Below are 15,167 nucleotides of genomic sequence, written 5' to 3' on the forward strand. Positions count from 1 at the left end.
ATTTCGCTGCTATTTCAGTTTTATACAATTTTAAAAAGTAGGCGCTAAAAAAAAGGAGGGTTAGGCTGATACAAAGGGGCGACATAAGGAATAGCACTATTTGCTTTAGTACTAACATTTTGATTTGTGCCTCTTTTTAAAGTAGTCTCATACAGTTACATATATAAAGAACTTATCATGAATATTCAACGATTACTTATTTGTATTTTATCTATTATTGTCCTGGTATATCCGGCCAAAGAAGCGTTTTCGAAACCAGATAGACATAATTTTCCGTTCATTGTGAAAGCTATTTCAGAAAGCACGCTCGCTATTGCCATAGAGGCGCCCATCAAATACTCGACTCCAAAAATACAAGGCACAGGTTTTGTAGTTGGAGATGGCAGCTACGCTATCACAAATTATCATGTTGTATCTGACGTGTTAGATCCCTCTATAGTGGAGCATTTCGTTGTACTAAGTGGTAGAGGAACCAAAGTTAGAAAGATAAAAGCGACTCTAGAAAAAATTGACCCTCAGCACGATCTTGCACTACTTAAATTAGATGAAAAATTGACAGCCGTTCATTTATCAACCGAGGCTCTTTTACCACCTGGGAGTGAGGTTGCATTTACTGGGTTCCCGATTGGTGCAATTCTTGGTTTATATCCAGCAACCCATAGAGGTTATATATCGGCAATTACTCCCGATGCCATACCGGCTCATAATTCAAACCAATTAACGTCGCGTATGTTGGCTAGAATAGAAAACCCAAGTCTAATTTATCAATTAGATGCTGTTGCTTATCCTGGTAATAGTGGGAGCCCGGTTTATGACCCGACTACTGGCGACATAATAGGGGTGATAAATAAGGTGCTAGTAAAAGATACAAAGGAAAGTGCACTTTCTGCACCGACAGGTATATCATATGCCATACCAGTGAGGCATGTACTAAACCTCATGTCGAAAGAACAGTAAAACTCTAAGTGTCAAATTAGTTTACAACGATATCGGAACAAGAGTGTAAGCTTATGAATTCAAGTATATTTATTTTGGGTGCACTTTTTGCATGATAGGGTTAAAGTTTCGTGTTAGTCACGGCAAGAATTTTGGAGTAAGAGTGTGAATAGTCAGGATAACAATAGTCGCCGCAAGTTTATTAAGGCTTCTGGAGCGATTGCAGGTGTAACAATCATCCCGTCAAAGTCGGTATGGGGGGCGTGTAATGCATCAGGTGTTTCAGGTGGTTCTCAAGCACTAGAAAACGTTTGCCGTGTTTCTGCTGAAGACGATCCATCGCAGAACGTAAGCCCAACTGGATTCAGCGCAGCGCAATTCAACACTGTGTTCACTTCCATGAATAAAAACCCTACGCCAATTCCAGATGCAAAAGCACGTGGGATTATTGGCGGCATGTTTACTAAAACTACATGGCTAGATGAAGACCATTCAGTGACTTCGCCTGTGCACTATGAATTTCCAATTTTCCGTTACGATGGCGCGTTCAAAATTACGAACATTGTGGGCTGGAATGGTAGTTTGATGTCCACAGAATTAAAGAGTGATCTCAAAAAGCTTGAAGGCGCAAAAAACGCTAATGTTTCAAAAGTGTCTGAATCTACATTGAAAGCACAGTTTGATGCGAGCAAGTTTTGGCACATGGGCGAGCTATTTGCTGTTCGCTCTAAGTTGGAAGATTTAGCTGACATCGATTTGGTTTACGTGTCGGGTGTCGGAGCTGACGGTAAAGCAAATACTTCATCTATTAACGTGCTCGATGAGCTCAAAAACGGTTCTGGTGTTGCGCTAAACGTAGCCGCGCTTTATCTTAATCTCAAAGCGGGTTTCTGTAACGGAATACCTGCTGGTTATAATGAAAGAACTTATTGCGAACATTTGCTTTCGGTAGTACTAGAAAATGTCACTGACGCTGGTTTTGCGAGTGACTTAACGGCTAAGATAGCTGGGTTGTTTAGTAACCCTCTAAGTATTAAGGCTTCAGCGCTTCTAAAAGTGAACTAAAATGCTGGATTCCGAAAGCTCGGAGGCGTTCACAGTATTTGAAGATGGTTCGGGAATAGCACTGCTGAAAAGCGATTACTCGTCGGTAGTGCTTATTACCTCAGCCATAGAAAAAGAATTTCCTACTTTACATCGCCTTTTGTCGTCTGATGAGCCATCTAGGTGTAAAATAAAAAGCGAACTTCTGGCTCAAGGATTTTTTAGCGTTGACTATAGCTATTGATAGCGGGCCCTATACATTTTCTATTAAAGGCCTTTCTGCTCCTGTTGTTTCTGAACTTAGTAATCTTTACTTAGAGAGATTAACGCCGGAGAAAGATGGATTTTATGATTTCTCCCTTTCCATTGAAAACACGTCGCCGTTGCGCCGTTTCTTTCGTCGCCAGCGCATTATAAGTGTTGAAGGCGTAAAGCCCTTTAACCCTATTTCAGATCAGCACCTCCTCCCTTCGATTGAGTGGGCTATGAACTGGGCTGTAGCGGCATATCAGCATACTAAGCTAAGCTTGCATTCATCCGTTGTTGTAAAGAATGGTAAGGCTATTTTATTCCCAGCCTCATCGGGGTCTGGTAAATCAACTCTTGCTACTTATTTAGGCTACTCTGGTTGGCAAATGTTTTCTGACGAAATGGCATTGATAGACCCAAACACATTGGAGGTGTCTCCTTTGTACAGGCCAGCGTCTTTGAAAAATAAATCAATTGATGTGATAAGTACATTATGTGAAAACGTCAATTTATCGAATATAACGCGTGGGACTCACAAGGGCGATATTGCACACGCCAGACTATATACTTGTCAGCAATTCGGACACTTTGTACCCTCAAAGCCTAAATTTGTGGTGTTTCCTCGCTACGTCCCTCATAAAGAAACAACAATTAGAATGATATCGAGTGTAGAGTCTTTTGCCATGCTGCTCCGAAATGCTTTTAATTATAATATTATGGGCAAACAGGGGTTTTCAGCACTCAGTGAAATATCATCATCGTGCCAGGCTATGCAGATTGAGTATAGTGACGCACACGATTTAGATGACTATTTGAGTGGGTTGGTTGAGTAGTATGCTAAGCCAAAAGCAATTTTTAAATGCATATTGTTACTTAAATGGTTTTGATGATTTTGATGCTAACAAATGGAACTCGTTTGTTCGCGTGCTGCGAGAAAACTCTCTTGTAGCGTCGTTTTATCATCGTTTAGAGCGAAGCAATCAACTCTACTGTATTCCTGAATATTGTGAAGATATGTTCTTGTCTGCTATTAACTTTGCCAATGCGCAGGTCATTCAAACAGAAGTGCAGGGTAAGAAGCTAATTCGTCTATTTAATGCGATAGATATCCCGTTTGTTTTCTTAAAAGGCGCTGCATACATTCTTGGTAGCAAGAGAAATAGTATGGGGCGGTTGATGACCGATATCGATATTTGTGTTGAAAAAGAGAATATTGATAAAGCGGAGGAGGCTCTGTTAGGTGCTGGTTGGTCATTTAAAAATATGGACGAGCATGATGATAAGTATTACCGTGAGTGGTCACATGAAATACCTCCTTTGAAACACGATAACGAAGGTGTTGTTCTTGACGTTCATCATACGTTGATCCCTCCGATAAAAGGACGGTTATTAGATATTCATGCGTTAATACATAGCAGTGAATCTGACAGTGATTTTTCTTCCACCATTCCCTCGAGAGCTTGGCTCGTTTTACACTCGGCTCTTCATCTTATTTTAAATGAAGATGTAAAAAATGGCTTGCGTGATTTAACCGATATTTTCGTGCTGCTTTATGGCGAAGGAAGCGCGAGTGAAAACGTCGCTGAAACAGAGGCACTGTTTATCAAAGAAGGTTTTGAACAAGAATGGATAGTTTTGTCATTATTGTTAGAGGACTTTTTTAATACCGAAATCGGTTCTGAGCACGCATCTGCTAATTTGTCGCTTTACATCCGTATGAGACACTTTATTCTTAGAAAAGCTATAGTGCCAAATTCCTCATTTATTCAAAGTGATGGGAGATGGCTATGGGACAGCGTCAATTATGTTTTAGGTTACTGCTCAAAAATGCCACTTCATATTCTTTTTAAGCAAGTAACTTATAAAACGTATCGCAATTTAATTAAGCTTGCTTTCGGAGAGTACTTCTTCAGAAAGCCCAAACCTAAAAGAAATGGACTATGAAAATTCTTGTCACCGGCGCTGCAGGCTTCATTGGCGCAGCGGTATCACAGTATCTAATTAATCGTGGTGACCATGTTGTCGGGATTGACAATATTAACGACTATTATGATGTTAACCTGAAGCACGCTCGTCTAGCACATATCAATACCTCAGATGCGGCGTCACATTTCACGTTCATCGAGATGGGAGTAGAAGAGCGGGATAAAATGACTGCGCTATTTGAAGAGCATAAATTCGACAGGGTTGTGCATTTAGCGGCGCAAGCCGGGGTTCGATACTCACTTGAAAACCCCAATGCGTATGTAGATTCAAACATTGTTGGCTTTGTGAATATTCTTGAAGGGTGCCGGCACAACAGTGTAGGTCATTTAGTGTATGCCTCATCTAGCTCAGTATACGGTGCCAATGAAACTATGCCGTTCTCAGAGCAGCATAATGTAGACCATCAAGTTAGCCTTTACGCAGCATCGAAGAAAGCCAATGAGCTCATGGCGCACACTTACAGTCACTTGTATAACTTGCCCACCACTGGTTTACGCTTTTTCACCGTATATGGGCCCTGGGGCCGACCTGACATGGCGCTGTTTAAATTTACGAAAAAGATTTTAGAGGGCGACACTATTCAAGTGTACAACTTCGGTAATCACCGTCGTGACTTCACTTATATTGACGATATTGTTGAAGGTGTTATTAAGTCTCTCGATAATGTGGCATCGCCAAATGAGCAGTGGGATGGCAAGCAACCCGATCCAAGTACCAGTAAAGCGCCTTATAAGGTATACAACATTGGTGCTCAGACGCCAGTACATCTGCTTCGGTTTATTGAAACCTTAGAAGAGGCATTAGGCGTAGAGGCTAAAAAAGAGCTGTTACCTATGCAGCCTGGCGATGTGCCAGATACCTACGCCGACGTGTCTTCCTTAGTGGCTGACACTGGTTACCAGCCAAAAACGAATATCGACAAAGGTGTGAAAGCGTTTGTTGATTGGTATCGAGATTTTTACAACATCTAAACTTGCAGTTGTTGTAGATGGCCGAGTGAATCGACTCTCGCGATAGTGCTGGGTGGATTCAGTCGCTTACCGTTTAATAGAACGTTTAGTAGTAGTTAACGCACCGTGCTCTTTTGCTCCGTTTCCTCTTGCCCGCTGCTTTTCCCATTTGTTTGAATATATCCCGCGTATTTTTTCGGCAAGAACTCACGTGTTGTGGAATATCCAAGGTCGAATAGGGTGTTTTTTATCTCTGGCGTTAGCGAAAAATCCACCGCTGAAATTTCACCCGTATTCACCACTACGGTGTTGTGCCAATAACGGGCGTTTACATATTCCCGAGACATTGCCGTCATAAATGTTCTAATAAGCATGCCCACATACTGGGGCAGCTGTAATACATTCTTTTTAATTATTCTGCGTTTTTGCATGGTGCTTTGTAGGCGAAAACATACTGATGGTGTGCCGTCACCCTGCCAATCTTCAAATAGTGCGTCTTCCGATAATATGGCGCCATCTACCAGCAAGTACTCTTTAAATGGTTTAAATGAGAATATGAGAGGAATAGACATGGAATACCGTACCGCTTCAGACACTTTCATGTCTGGCGTGGTGGCTCGATTAAATAGCACGGGTCCTCCACCATTTACATCGGTAGCCAATATATTCAAGGCCATTGGCATATCTGAAAACGTTGCGCCTTCTAGTTGCTCATCAATCCACTGCTGAAATACATCCCCTGAGGACAAACCGCCTTCTCGGAGTAATCTGAACAGGCTGAAAGCAGTAAACTGCTTAAAGTCGGTGTTAAGCGCTAGCTCTCGCATTTGCTCAACGGAGCAACCCTTGGCAAATAATGACGCAACAATAGAGCCGCCAGATACACCCACAAGGGTGGAGAATTCGATGTTCATGTCTTGCAGCGCTTTAATAATGCCAATATGTGCGCTAAGGCGAGTTCCTCCCCCTGAAAAGATAGGAACAATGCGCGTATTGGATACAGATTCTATTGGCATGCTTTTCTCATAGTTATTGCGTGCAACGTGAGATTTACTGAGTATTTAATGCATAACGTAAGCATAGTGTAGAGACGATAAATCACCACTTATATTTTGCATTTTTTTACGATTAGCCTTTGCTTTACAAAGAAAAAACGGGTGCTAAAAAGCACCCGTTCGTTATATTGCATAAGTAGTATTATGACTGCGCTAGTTTTGCTTTCATTTCACGGCGTTTAGCATGCAGTAAAGGCTCGGTATAACCTGATGGTTGCTCCTTACCTTTAAATATTAGGTCGCTAGCGGCCTGAAACCCAATGGAATTTTCCAAATCTGGCGTCATTGGAATGTATTCAGCATCGCTGGCATTTTGTTCGTCTACCAACACAGCCATGCGTGACAGCGATTCTTTGACTTGGTCAACGCTTACAATGCCGTGCTCTAACCAATTGGCAATGTGCTGCGAAGAAATACGCAGTGTGGCTCTATCTTCCATTAAGCCGACATCATTAATGTCAGGTACTTTCGAGCACCCTACACCTTGGTGCACCCAGCGAACAACGTAGCCTAAAATTCCCTGAACATTGTTATCTATCTCACGTTTAATACCGTCACGAGTTAGGCTTGAAGTGTCTGCTAAAAGCGGGATAGTGAGAATGTCGTTTAAACCGTCGAAGTTTTCGTCTAATTGCTTTTGTACGTTAAACACGTTCACATCGTGATAGTGAAGGGCGTGCAGTGTTGCTGCAGTAGGAGAGGGTACCCATGCGGTGTTCGCGCCGGCCTTTAAATGTCCAATCTTCGCGTCCATCATATTTTGCATTTCATCAGGGGTTGGCCACATGCCTTTTCCTATCTGGGCTTTGCCAGACAATCCACAGCGTAAACCAACCGCCACATTTGCGGTTTCGTAGGCTTTAATCCACGACATTGTTTTTAATGAGGCTTTCTCAGCAAATGGGCCGGCCAGCATAGACGTATGAATCTCATCGCCGGTACGATCTAAAAAGCCGGTATTGATAAATACTACGCGCGATTGTGCTTCAGCAATGCATGCTTGAAGGTTAACGCTGGTTCTGCGCTCTTCATCCATAATGCCCATTTTAAGTGTATTACGCGGTACATCGATGATGTCTTCAATACGTTCAAACAAAACATTGGAAAACGCCACTTCTTCAGGCCCGTGCATTTTAGGCTTAACGATATACACGCTACCCTCACGGCTATTTGTATACTCGCTGTTGCCGAGTAAGTCGTGCTTTGCGATAAGCGAAGTGATGAGTCCGTCCATAATCCCTTCAGGCACTTCTTCGCCATCAAATAGCATGGCGTTGTTTGTCATTAAATGACCTACGTTACGAACGAACATCAAACTTCTACCTGAAAGCACTAATTCGTTTTGCGAGTTCTTTTGCTCTGAAGCTACGTGCTTTGACGGGTGATAGGCACGGTCGCTATGCATAGCGCGCACGATGTTTTTGCCACCCTTTGTCATCTCAATGCGCAAGCTGCCCTTCATTAGCCCAAGCCAGTTGCTGTATACCAATGTTTTGTCCTCAGCATCTACTGCCGCAACTGAGTCTTCACAATCCATAATGGTGGTGATTGCTGCCTCAACGAGTACGTCTTTTACGTTGGCTGAGTCACTTTCACCAATGGGGTGGGTGGGGTCTATTTGAATTTCAAAGTGCAGGCCGTTGTGCGCAAACAATAGTGCAGAGGGTGCGCTTATATCACCTTGGTAGCCTTGCCACTGCTCGGTATTGGCAAGGGTAGTCACATCGCCATCGGTAAGTTGAACCGACAGCTTTCCCGTCTCTATTTTGTATTTTACAGCATTTGCATGACTGCCTTTTGCAAGGGGGATCATGCTGTCTAGGTAAGCTTTGGCTTTTTCTACCACTTTTGCGCCGCGAACTGGGTTATACGCTTTGCCAGGTTCTGCTCCGTTTTCTGTACCGATAACATCGGTGCCGTATAATGCGTCATAGAGGCTGCCCCAGCGAGCGTTGACCGCATTGAGCGCATAGCGAGCATTGTTAATAGGTACAACAAGCTGAGGCCCTGCCATGGTGGCAATTTCAGCATCCACATTTGTGGTGGCCGCTGCAACGTCAGAAGGCTGCTCTACGAGGTAACCGATTTTTTTTAAAAAAGCGGTATATTCGCTACCAGGAGCGGGGTTGCCTGCTTTGTGATAATCATCGATGGCGCGCTGTAGCTGTTCACGCTTTTCAAGTAGTGCGCGATTTTGGGGAATGAATTCTGCAAAGAGGGCTTCAGCGCCTTTCCAAAATGATTCTGGCTGAACTTTTGTGCCTGGGATGGCCTGATCGTTAATAAAGCTATCAAGTTGCGCTGCAACTTGTAGTCGACCGTGCGTAATATATCCTTGCATAACTACCTCTATACATTGTGTTACTAGGAAAGGTTTTACTTGGTAAGCATCTACTACGTGCTTACTGTACTTTTTATAAAGTACATTTCAGTAAAGTGCATTTTAGTAAAGTCTCTGCCTAGTGTAGTGCGTATAGAGATAGTTTTTTAATTTATGGTTTGTATTGCTGTCATAATCTTCGTGAATGTTGGTGCTTTCAGTATAATAATTTGCAACTAAACGGCATTCATTTCGCTCGCAACATCACTGATTAATCGGCGTAGCCAAATATGACCTGCGTCGTGATGAAGTAGTGCGCTCCAAGCCATTTTCAGCGCAATAGGAGGAATATCAAACGGAGGTTCCTTTATTACTACATCGGGATCGTGTTTGAAAAGCTTAGCTGCTTTACTTGGCAACGTTGCAATAAGCTTTTGTTTTTTCGCTATTTGAAGCGCCGCATGATAATGGCGTGTAAATACGCGAATGGCCCGTTGCTTCCCTATCTTTGTGAGCTCTGCGTCTACCCAGCCAAGCTTTTGAACTTCATTCGGGTCGATACCAACGCCCACGCCAAAGCCTGTCTTACTTACCCAAATATGCTGTGCGTTAATGTAACTTTCTAAGTCACATTTTTGCACTAAAGGATGGTCGGCGCTCATTACGCAGCTAAAGGTGTCATACCACACCACTTTTTGATGAAACGAAAGGGGGAGTTCGTCAAAGCGGTTTATCGCCATGTCTACCTTGCCTTGCTCTACATCGTGAAACGTCACATCACTCGGCGTGATTAAATCTAAGGTGATATTAGGCGCTAAGTCGGCTAACCGGCCAACAAGCTCGAGTAATAAGGTACTTTCTGCATAATCACTGGTCATAATGCGAAAGGTTCTCTCGCTCGTAAGCGGATCAAATTCAGACTCTGGCTGAATAGAGCTTTCTAATCGGCCGAGCACGTCGCGAATAATAGGCTGAAGTTCTAACGCGCGTTTAGTGGGCGTCATACCGTCGCTTGTTCGCACTAAAAGAGGGTCTTTAAATAAGTCGCGAAGTCGTTTTAAACCGTTACTCATGGCCGGCTGCGTAATACTCAATTGGTTTGCCGCTTTTGTTACGCTGCCCTCTCGCAGTAAGACATCTAAATAAACCAATAGATTAAGATCGACCTTCGCTATATTCATTGCTGTAATGCTCTTTTTGAAGATTATTAGAGAAGTGTATTGTAAAGCGTTTTGTGTCTGTTGTCAGATAAGCGTTTAGTCTTAATTAAAATTTGACTACTTACCTTAAGTTTATGAATTTAAATATTTAATTGGTAGGGCGAGTAAAGATATTCAGTTTTTTAGTAATGAAATTAGCAAGATATAACATAAATATTATGAATAACGATAAAAAAGGGCACCCTAAGGTGCCCAGTAAAGGAAAGGTTGGGAACTTTCCGTTAAACGTCGAACTGGTTCATTGTGTTGTCATCACCTGATGCTTTAAGCGCCGCATCACCAGAGAAGTACTCTTTATGCGTATCGCCTAAATCTGAACCTGCCATTGCTTGGTGTTTAACACACGCTAAACCTTGGCGAATTTCTTGGCGTTGAACACCGCGTACATAAGCCAGCATACCTTCTTCACCGAAGTAACCTTTAGCTAGGTTGTCAGTCGACAACGCGGTGGTGTGGTAAGTCGGAAGCGTGATTAGGTGATGGAAAATACCGGCTTCGCGAGCAGCGTCTGCTTGGAAGCTCTTAATTTTCTCATCAGCTACAGCAGCAAGTTCTGTATCGTCGTACTCTACTGCCATTAAGCCTGCACGGTTATAAGCAGAAACGTCTTTGCCTTCTTCACTCCACGCGTCAAATACTTGCTGGCGGAAGTTAAGCGTCCAGTTAAACGATGGTGAGTTGTTGTAAACCAGTTTTGCGTCAGGCACTTGTTCACGGATAGCGTTAACCATTTCCGCAATTTGACCTACGTGAGGTTTTTCAGTTTCAATCCACAGAAGATCTGCACCGTGTTGAAGTGATGTAACACAGTCAAGAACAACGCGGTCGAAACCTGAGCCGTCTTTAAATCTGAACAATCCGTTTGGTAAGCGCTCTGGCTTAACAAGCTTTCCGCCTTGCTTAAGGATTAAGTCGCCTTCATTCACATCGTCAGCACCGCCAACATCGCTAGTTTTAAGGAACGCGTTGTACTGAGCCGCAAGGTCGCCTTCAGACTGAGATACCGGTATTTTTTGCGTAAGGCCAGCACCCAATGAATCGGTACGAGCAACAATAACACCGTCGTCTACGCCTAGTTCAAGAAACGCGTAACGTACCGCGTTAATTTTCGCTAAGAAGTCTTCATGAGGAACGGTAACTTTACCGTCTTGGTGACCACATTGTTTAGCGTCTGATACTTGGTTTTCAATTTGAATACAGCAAGCACCAGCTTCAATCATTTGCTTGGCAAGCAAATAAGTCGCTTCTTCGTTACCAAAGCCCGCATCGATATCTGCAATAATTGGAACGATATGAGTTTCATAGTTTTCAATTTCTGCTTGAATTGCTGCAACATCGCCACCGTTTGCTTTTGCATCATCAAGTTTATGGAAAAGGTCGCCTAATTCACGAGCATCGGCCTGACGAAGAAATGTGTATAGTTCTTCGATAAGTGATGAAACCGATGTTTTCTCATGCATTGATTGGTCTGGAAGAGGACCGAACTCTGAGCGAAGCGCTGCAACCATCCAGCCCGACAAGTACAAGTAGCTTTTGCTTGTAGTGCCCTGATGCTTTTTAACAGACAACATTTTTTGTTGACCAACGAAGCCGTGCCAGCAGCCCAACGACTGAGTGTACTGTGAAGAATCGGCATCGTAGTCTGCCATGTCTTGACGCATGATGGCCGCTGTATAGCGAGCGATATCCAAACCGGTCTTGAAACGGTTCTGAAGCTTCATGCGAGCGGCGAATTCTGGATTAATACCTTCCCATGCGCCTTTTTGTGATGCTTTTAAAGTTGCGAAGTTATCGATATCTTGTTGGTATTGCGACATGAGCGTCTCTCCCGTCTATGATTATATTTTTACGTTAACGCGTTTTTTATGAAGCTTGCCTTTCGTTCGTCACTATTCAGCTGTAGGGCGTTTCCGTGAGTTCCATTTCATCCTAGTGTGGTTGTCGGAATAATAGAAATATATATTTTGCATTGCCGTCATTTATCTTGTGAATGCTTTGGCGAAGAAATCATCTGCCTATATAAGAATTGTCAGGACCAATGTCGACTGAATTGATATCGGTTCTGGGTTTGATATTGGCTTTAGCTTTAAGACAGGCATTATAGAGGCTTTAAGAACACGCCCTAGTTATCCGAATCCAATAAAATAGGATGATACTGCCATTTACGGCTATATTTAAAAGGTCGTGGATAAGACTTCATTTAGAAAAGCTGACAACTCTGCCAAAACTCGACTGGCAAATCCACTTATATGGCGGGTGGTGTACTAAATATTCGTTATTTGGGGTAAGTAGCGTTGATTGGTTCTTACTTTGGTTATCACATCGGATATTGCATTGGGGAGGAATTGGGTTTTGCATTAGATGGTGCATTAGATGGTGCATTGAAGAGTGCGTTAGGGCTTAGACTTTAGTGCAAATCTATTCATACCAGCCGTGAAGGCTGATACTCTAGCCTGTCACGCTGTAACATTGATAACGAGTGCGTTGGTTTCATTGCCCTCTGAATACTAAATAAAAGTGAGTAGTATGAGTAAAAGTGTATTGTCGTCTGTCGACCAAAGAACCAAGTTGGTTGGTGAAAATAGGTTGGAACTACTGATGTTTCAGCTAGGTACACGTCATATTTTTGCTATGAACGTATTTAAGATTAAAGAAGTTATCAACATGCCAAAGCTTAATGCGATGCCGGGCTCCCACGAAAACCTACGAGGCGTGATGAATTATAGAGGTATTGCGATCCCTGTGATTGATCTTCGCCAATCGATTAAAATGCGCGGTGTTGCCACGGACGAAACTGCCAGAAACGTCATCATTACTGAGTATAATCGCAGTGTGCAGGGGTTTATCATTGGTCAAGTCAGAAGCATCGTTAACACCTCGTGGGATACCATTCAGCCGCCTCCTAGCGGGATGGGCAAGTCGAACTATTTAACCGCCATAACGCAAGTGAATGTTGAAGGTAAAACCGAGCTGGTAGAAATCATCGATGTTGAAAAAGTGCTTGCTGAAATCATTGATTACGATATTACGATTTCAGAAGAAATACTCGACACCGACATTGTGAACCATTTTCTTAATAAAAAAGTGCTCATTGTGGATGACTCCAGCACGGCAAGAAAACAAATAAGCGATACCCTCAAACAGCTGGGTATTACTATTATAGAACGTAAAAACGGTGCACAAGCACTGGCGCTGTTAAAACAATGGGCTGATGAGGGTAAAAACCCCTGCGATGAAATTTTGCTTATGTTCACCGACGCCGAAATGCCAGAAATGGATGGCTACCGCTTAACTGCCGAGGTTCGAAGCGACCCAAGAATGAGCAAATTGTTTATTGCACTTAATACATCGTTAAGCGGCAGTTTTAATGATGCAATGGTGGAAAAAGTAGGTTGTGACCGCTTCATCTCTAAATTTCAGCCCGATATGTTGGTAGATGTTGCCCAGCAACGTATGCGCGAGTATCTATCGGAGCAAAAGCAGTAAAGGTCCCCCAGAAAGATAAGCATGGCTCTGCGCTCTAACATTCGGTCCTAAAGAAGACCCAGTAACACGAGCTAATAAAAACTCAATCTTATAAGCTATCAATACAAGCTAGCGCTTAAGTTTTATACCAGCATCTGCCTTTGTGCTTGTTTTATCCTCACTTCATCGCCCCTACGACCTTTTAGTTTTGTTGTTGGGGTGAGTCTGCTTTACAATTGCATAAAGAAAAGCAATGCCTTTTTCGAACACGCTCTTGTAAACATATATTCCTCTAAATAAATATCGTTTAGAAGAGAGTGTCTTTAATTTAATAAACAACGACTTATACATGAAAGCACTTTAGTTAAAGCCTAACTCGTCGTTGTATTATATTGATTAAAGTGCAACAAGCGCCAAGACGCCCAAGCGTGAACAACGATTTCTAAATATATTACTTAGCAGTATGCGCCGTTTCGTTTTGCTAAACACATTGCGCATGTTATTACCCAGGGAAGTTCAACATGGTTAAACACGTATTACGTGCCTCATTAGTAAGCAGTTTGTCTGTCGCGTTCATGGCAGGCTGCACAGTGACTAAAAGTGTCAATAACGCTCAACAAGTCGCACCAACAAACACGCCGAAAAATATCATAATGGTTGTTGCAGATGGAATGGGACCCGCCTATACCACTGCCTATCGCAATTATGTCGATAATGCTGCTACGCCTGAAATTGAGAGCGTGGTTTTCGATGACATTCTTCTAGGCAACGCATCGACGTATCCTGCTAAAGTATCTGGTTACGTGACCGATTCTGCCGCCGCGGCTACCGCACTTGCAGCTGGCGTGAAATCATATAATGGCGCTATTGGCGTTGACGTTGATAAAAAGCCTGTCAATTCTGTTATGCACTATGCAAAAACAAAGGGCATGAGAACAGGGCTGGCCGTTACTTCTCAGATTGTTCACGCCACGCCTGCCTCTTACATCGCACACAATGAAAGCCGCAAAAACTATAACGAAATAGCAGACGATTTTTTTGATATTCGCGTAAATGGTGAGCCTGTTGCTGACGTAATGCTTGGCGGCGGAACCGTTTATTTTAAGCGAGAAGACAGAAGTCTGCTATCGCAGTTTGTGAATGAAGGCTATGAATACGTAGACTCCTACGAAGGCTTGTCATCCATTCCAGCGGGAAGCGATGTTATTGGTTTATTCGCTCCTGTAGCCCTTCCTGCGGTGCTAGACGATAACCGCAAAGATCGCCTTGCGTATCTTACTAAACATGCAATCAAGCATCTTGAAAATGATAAGGGTTATTTCTTGTTGGTTGAAGCTAGTCAAATAGATTGGGCTGGTCATGCTAATGATGTGGGCTCTGCCATGGCAGAAATGCACGATTTAGCTCAAACCATGGAGTATCTGCGTGAGTATGTAGACACGCACCCAGACACATTGGTAGTGCTTACCGCTGACCATAGCACGGGTGGCTTGGCAATTGGTGCTGGTGGCGATTACCGCTGGAGCCCTGAGTATCTTCATAATATGTCCGCTTCTGCACGCACTATAGCCGCGACTATGGTTGATGAAGACATGCCGGGCGAATACGCTGCAAAACAATTAGGCCTGTCGCTTACCAGTGAAGAGCTCGCTATGTTAGATAGTGTCTCGAATCAAGATGAAGAAACCCGATACGCTGCAGTGAAAACCTTTTTAGATATTAAAACAAACACAGGTTGGACTACCACAGGTCATACCGGTGTTGATGTTGAAGTGTTTGCATTTGGTGCAGGTGCCACGTCGTTTAGCGGACAAATAGACAATACGGATATTGCCAAAACTATATTTACCTTGTTAGACAGTAGCGCTTTAAACAAGTAATTTATTGAGGTAAATACTCAGCGTGGGTTTGAGGCTTTATTAGGTATTAGCACGTTGAGTGC

At 43.1% G+C, this 15,167-nt stretch carries 12 protein-coding genes; 8 read left to right on the forward strand and 4 right to left on the reverse strand.

All coding sequences use genetic code 11. From position 1 onward, the window contains the following. Window positions 1-177: 177 nt before the first annotated feature. The 6 genes from GTQ48_RS02030 to GTQ48_RS02055 all read left to right on the forward strand — a co-directional run bounded on the left by GTQ48_RS02030 (window position 178) and on the right by GTQ48_RS02055 (window position 5,186). Complete coding sequence (locus GTQ48_RS02030; RefSeq protein WP_203565045.1) at window positions 178-957, forward strand: S1 family peptidase; 780 nt, start codon at window positions 178-180, stop codon at window positions 955-957. Window positions 958-1,101: 144 nt separating this feature from the next. Further along, window positions 1,102-2,001 (forward strand): hypothetical protein, encoded by a 900-nt coding sequence (locus tag GTQ48_RS02035; RefSeq protein WP_163104928.1) that lies wholly within the window; start codon window positions 1,102-1,104, stop codon window positions 1,999-2,001. A 1-nt stretch (window position 2,002) separates the two neighbouring features. Further along, a complete protein-coding gene (locus GTQ48_RS02040; protein ID WP_163104930.1) occupies window positions 2,003-2,224 on the forward strand; it encodes a hypothetical protein in 222 nt (73 codons plus the stop codon). After that, complete coding sequence (locus GTQ48_RS02045) at window positions 2,208-3,062, forward strand: HprK-related kinase A (protein WP_163104932.1); 855 nt, start codon at window positions 2,208-2,210, stop codon at window positions 3,060-3,062. Before GTQ48_RS02040 ends, GTQ48_RS02045 begins: the two co-directional genes overlap by 17 nt. A 1-nt stretch (window position 3,063) precedes the next feature. Beyond that, window positions 3,064-4,173 (forward strand): nucleotidyltransferase family protein, encoded by a 1,110-nt coding sequence (locus tag GTQ48_RS02050; RefSeq protein ID WP_163104934.1) that lies wholly within the window; start codon window positions 3,064-3,066, stop codon window positions 4,171-4,173. Next, window positions 4,170-5,186, forward strand: coding sequence for an NAD-dependent epimerase (locus GTQ48_RS02055; protein ID WP_163104936.1), 1,017 nt, complete (start codon window positions 4,170-4,172; stop codon window positions 5,184-5,186). The genes GTQ48_RS02050 and GTQ48_RS02055 overlap by 4 nt, the downstream gene beginning before the upstream one ends. Before the next feature lie 95 nt (window positions 5,187-5,281). Here the strand turns inward: GTQ48_RS02055 and GTQ48_RS02060 are convergent, their stop codons facing one another. From GTQ48_RS02060 to GTQ48_RS02075, 4 genes are all read right to left on the reverse strand, one after another. After that, window positions 5,282-6,181, reverse strand: coding sequence for a patatin-like phospholipase family protein (locus GTQ48_RS02060; RefSeq protein ID WP_163104938.1), 900 nt, complete (start codon window positions 6,179-6,181; stop codon window positions 5,282-5,284). Between the two features lie 181 nt (window positions 6,182-6,362). Beyond that, complete coding sequence (locus GTQ48_RS02065) at window positions 6,363-8,561, reverse strand: malate synthase G (RefSeq protein WP_163104939.1); 2,199 nt, start codon at window positions 8,559-8,561, stop codon at window positions 6,363-6,365. 215 nt (window positions 8,562-8,776) lie between these two features. Then, window positions 8,777-9,721 carry a LysR family transcriptional regulator gene (locus GTQ48_RS02070; protein WP_163104942.1) on the reverse strand — a complete coding sequence of 315 codons (945 nt, stop codon included), beginning with the start codon at window positions 9,719-9,721 and terminating at the stop codon, window positions 8,777-8,779. A 260-nt stretch (window positions 9,722-9,981) separates the two neighbouring features. Continuing rightward, complete coding sequence (locus GTQ48_RS02075) at window positions 9,982-11,577, reverse strand: isocitrate lyase (protein ID WP_163104944.1); 1,596 nt, start codon at window positions 11,575-11,577, stop codon at window positions 9,982-9,984. A 709-nt stretch (window positions 11,578-12,286) separates the two neighbouring features. On the opposite strand from GTQ48_RS02075, the gene GTQ48_RS02080 reads away from it, so the two are divergent. Together GTQ48_RS02080 and GTQ48_RS02085 are read left to right on the forward strand one after the other, a co-directional pair. Further along, window positions 12,287-13,246 carry a chemotaxis protein CheV gene (locus GTQ48_RS02080; RefSeq protein WP_163104945.1) on the forward strand — a complete coding sequence of 320 codons (960 nt, stop codon included), beginning with the start codon at window positions 12,287-12,289 and terminating at the stop codon, window positions 13,244-13,246. A gap of 500 nt (window positions 13,247-13,746) precedes the next feature. Beyond that, window positions 13,747-15,105 (forward strand): alkaline phosphatase, encoded by a 1,359-nt coding sequence (locus GTQ48_RS02085; protein ID WP_163104947.1) that lies wholly within the window; start codon window positions 13,747-13,749, stop codon window positions 15,103-15,105. The last annotated feature ends 62 nt before the right edge of the window (window positions 15,106-15,167 follow it).

It is taken from the genome of Alteromonas genovensis (assembly GCF_010500895.1).
In the GTDB taxonomy this organism is placed as follows: Bacteria; Pseudomonadota; Gammaproteobacteria; order Enterobacterales; family Alteromonadaceae; genus Alteromonas; species Alteromonas genovensis.

What these genes read in the sequence shown, in the direction of transcription:
- GTQ48_RS02030 (WP_203565045.1), top strand. Translation starts at nt 178, where the DNA reads ATGAATATTCAACGATTACTTATTTGTATTTTATCTATTATTGTCCTG.
- GTQ48_RS02040 (WP_163104930.1), top strand. Translation starts at nt 2,003, where the DNA reads ATGCTGGATTCCGAAAGCTCGGAGGCGTTCACAGTATTTGAAGATGGT.
- GTQ48_RS02050 (WP_163104934.1), top strand. Translation starts at nt 3,064, where the DNA reads ATGCTAAGCCAAAAGCAATTTTTAAATGCATATTGTTACTTAAATGGT.
- GTQ48_RS02055 (WP_163104936.1), top strand. Translation starts at nt 4,170, where the DNA reads ATGAAAATTCTTGTCACCGGCGCTGCAGGCTTCATTGGCGCAGCGGTA.
- GTQ48_RS02060 (WP_163104938.1), bottom strand. Translation starts at nt 6,181, where the DNA reads ATGCCAATAGAATCTGTATCCAATACGCGCATTGTTCCTATCTTTTCA.
- GTQ48_RS02065 (WP_163104939.1), bottom strand. Translation starts at nt 8,561, where the DNA reads ATGCAAGGATATATTACGCACGGTCGACTACAAGTTGCAGCGCAACTT.
- GTQ48_RS02070 (WP_163104942.1), bottom strand. Translation starts at nt 9,721, where the DNA reads ATGAATATAGCGAAGGTCGATCTTAATCTATTGGTTTATTTAGATGTC.
- GTQ48_RS02075 (WP_163104944.1), bottom strand. Translation starts at nt 11,577, where the DNA reads ATGTCGCAATACCAACAAGATATCGATAACTTCGCAACTTTAAAAGCA.
- GTQ48_RS02080 (WP_163104945.1), top strand. Translation starts at nt 12,287, where the DNA reads ATGAGTAAAAGTGTATTGTCGTCTGTCGACCAAAGAACCAAGTTGGTT.
- GTQ48_RS02085 (WP_163104947.1), top strand. Translation starts at nt 13,747, where the DNA reads ATGGTTAAACACGTATTACGTGCCTCATTAGTAAGCAGTTTGTCTGTC.